Below are 3,192 nucleotides of genomic sequence, written 5' to 3' on the forward strand. Positions count from 1 at the left end.
ATCGCAGCCTCTAGCGCCGCCAACCACAACCCACCACAATAGGCGCTGACACCCTGTAACCGCCAATCATCAAAGGTTTGGTCAGGCGCACCAGAATTTTCCGGAATCCCATCGCCATCAAGGTCAAAAGTTTTCAGGTAGTCAAGGGTTTGAACGATCGCATTCCAACAATCTGCTAAGAATTCTACATCGTCAGCACCCGTGAGCAGAAAATCACGATACACTTGCAAGACAAAATCACTACCCAAATCTTTCCACAAATTGCAGTCTTGATAGCTGGTGTAGTTAGTTTTCTCCCAAACGTGTTCATTGGGTGCGCCTAAATCGTGGGGTGTTGCACCTGCGACTTTACGAACTGCAATCGGGCTTTCTGCCTTAATTGTCATGTAATAACCAATGATTCGGGGAGTATCATCACCTTGAGGAATCGCCCTTGCAAATGCCCGAATCACCGACTTTTCTAATTCTGGAAACAGCATCAGCAGGGCAAAAGAGCCATATAACCGCACATCTAGACTTTCATACCAGCGGTAATCTAAGCACTCCAGCACCGCAAACTGACCGATGGGGTCAAGTTCTGATGCTGCACTCCAGAGAGTACCGCCGCTGGTGAGGTCATAAAGCTCATTAAATAGAGCCATTTTAAACCAGTCGGGTAAATCTTCCCGGTCGATAATCGGTTTTTGCCAACTTTGAATTTGCGATCGCCAACTTTGGTATTCTTGTAGGGCAGTAGATGCGATCGCCCAAGCATTATTTCCACTTTTACCAAAAAAGTCCGTATATCTGCGATAATAATCAACCCCAGCCGCAAATTCTGTAATGGGTAAATCCCAAGCGAGGACAAAGGGGATTTCGAGAGTTTCGCCTGGTTGGAGAGTGAAACGGAGTGCGATCGCAGCCCCTAATTGTGTATTATCTATTGCTGGAGTCGGATCTAGATAATTAGGCAAAGAACCATCTTTAGCAAAGCTTTCCCATATTTCCTCACCCGTTCCTTCTGGATTCCAGCGGGTGTGGTGGAATAATTCAACTTGGGGATGTTTCAGCGTCGCAATACACCAAGTTCCGTCACCTTCTTGCAAAGCATCACTACCAATCCGACCTAATACACAACCAAACTGTTGTGTATTTTCAACTATTTGGTTATAGTTTCCTTGACTTTCGCCCCAGCGTGGTTGGTATTCGTAAACCGGACTACCATCATCGCGCACTTGCACTTGGGGAGATTTGAGGGCATTAGTAAACCAGCCCACCATATTTTGCCAAGTCAGCATAATGCTGATAGTAATAGGTGCATCTGTGGGATTGTGGGCATTCCAGAGGAATAGTGCCACAGGGTAGCTAGTTTCTTGATAATTGCCTGCCCAGGCTGGTGAAAACTGCTCACAAGTCAACTGTGCTTGAAATACATTTTCATACACAAACCAGCTACGTGGATATAGCGCGTGATAATTGCCCGTTCCTTTTGTGTCGGCAAGTGTCGGATACCACTGCCAAGCTTGGAGAGTGCTATCATCGGGTGCTTGCGTAGACAAAGCGTAGGCTTGGGAAGATGTACCACTGGATTCAAACACACTGAATTGACAAGCGGGAACGTTTTTGAAGGTATGTTCACCACCGTCGATGTGCCACAGGTTGAAATCTCCCCGTGAAGAACGACCGATGCAACCTGCACCAAAGCCACCTAAAGGCGTACCATGCCAAGGGCCATCATCAATATTACTTGCGTAGCGGACGGTATAAGGTTTGTCCCAGCCTAAGCCGATAGGACGGCTCCAAGTACAAGAGGGAATTTTCGGGGAAAGTTGATTTGTCATCACCTGATGTTACAGCGTGCAGTTACGTCAATGAAGACTAACGCGATGTGTGATTTTTCTCAAGTAAAACGCGGTGATAGCATAATAATGTTTCAATCTTGGTTGAAGAAGGCAGTTCTTGCTGGAGGCTTCAGCGCTGGAGGAACAATTAGACGGGGTTATTTTGAAGCTAGGCTAATTATCATTTTTTCAAAAATTTTCAGCACATGTTCCTCTCCATTGTCCCTAGTAAAAATGCTAAAATTTGGGTGAGAATTGATTTCAATTAACCAATATTGATTATCTCGGTCTAATACGATATCTAAGCCACCATAATCAAGGTCTAATTCTTCAAAAACTGGTTTAGCAAAATTAGCAATATCTGACAATATTTGTGGATCGTTGATATACTTTGCTTTTGCACCATTCCAGTGCAGAGGGCTAAGATTCCCTGCAAACTCTGCATTACTTATATCTTTTTCATAGAGCAAAACTAACTCTTTATTTAAGAAAACTGCTCTATATTCAGATTTTATGTCAATAAACTCTTGAGCAAGAGCGACATAATCATACTTTTTAAAATTGACATTAAAAATTCCTTTTAAAGCATTTTCAATTTCATCTTGATTCTGACATAAAAATACATTATGTCCGCTAGAGCCAGAATTCCTTTTAACAATCACTGGCGTTTCAAAATTTTCTTTTATTTCTAATACGATATTTTGAATAGTTGGAAATTTTAAGTAGATTTTATACTCTATGTCACAAAAAGGAGAAAGAAAACCTACTGTCCGAGGAAGTTTAATTTTTTTATTTAAAACATGATAAGTGTATTCCTTATCTTTCATAAGATGTGATACTGCTTGATTAATCAATGGAGTGCTATAGTTACAAAAATAATGGGGTTTATTATTGAGTTTGATTTTGATTAAGTTTTCAGCAGGATGAATAACTTCATAGCTGATGTTTAAGTTGTTACAAGCTTGCAGCAATAGCGAAACGTTGTCTAACATAAATACTTCAAGTTAAACCTCTAAATTACGAATTATTTTAACTTGTTGTTTGCCGTTTAAAAATTACTATCTCAGTACCAACAACTGGGTTACGAGCTATTAGCCTCTTTTGGGAGTCGATAATTTCTAAATGGGTAAAATCAAGTTCTTGAGAGCGTTGTAATATCTCCGCAGCTAGTTTGTCTTGCTGAGATTCTTGGAGAGTATACCAATCATCACTAATTTTGACTGTCAGATTACTCGTGCGAAAGTTGGCTTCAATTGACTTTATCAGACCAGAGGCAATGCGATCGCTAATTTCGGCTACCTGATTTTCAATAGCCGCAATCAAGGCTTGTTCTGGTGTCAATTCTATGATTGGTGTCGGCGTTGGCGTTGGC

General features: G+C 41.5%; 2 protein-coding genes and 1 pseudogene. All 3 read right to left on the reverse strand.

Features of this window, described 5'->3' with window-relative positions; translation table 11 throughout:
• Positions 1 to 1,820: GH116 family glycosyl-hydrolase (locus RRG12_RS42190; protein ID WP_420763230.1), on the reverse strand; the 1,820-nt coding region annotated here is incomplete at its 3' end.
• A gap of 158 nt (positions 1,821 to 1,978) precedes the next feature.
• Positions 1,979 to 2,812, reverse strand: coding sequence for an ATP-grasp domain-containing protein (locus RRG12_RS42195; protein WP_420759237.1), 834 nt, complete (start codon positions 2,810 to 2,812; stop codon positions 1,979 to 1,981).
• 37 nt (positions 2,813 to 2,849) lie between these two features.
• Positions 2,850 to 3,192, reverse strand: a pseudogene (locus RRG12_RS42200) (hypothetical protein); the annotation flags it as partial.

It is taken from the genome of Nostoc sp. CALU 546 (genome assembly GCF_048836525.1).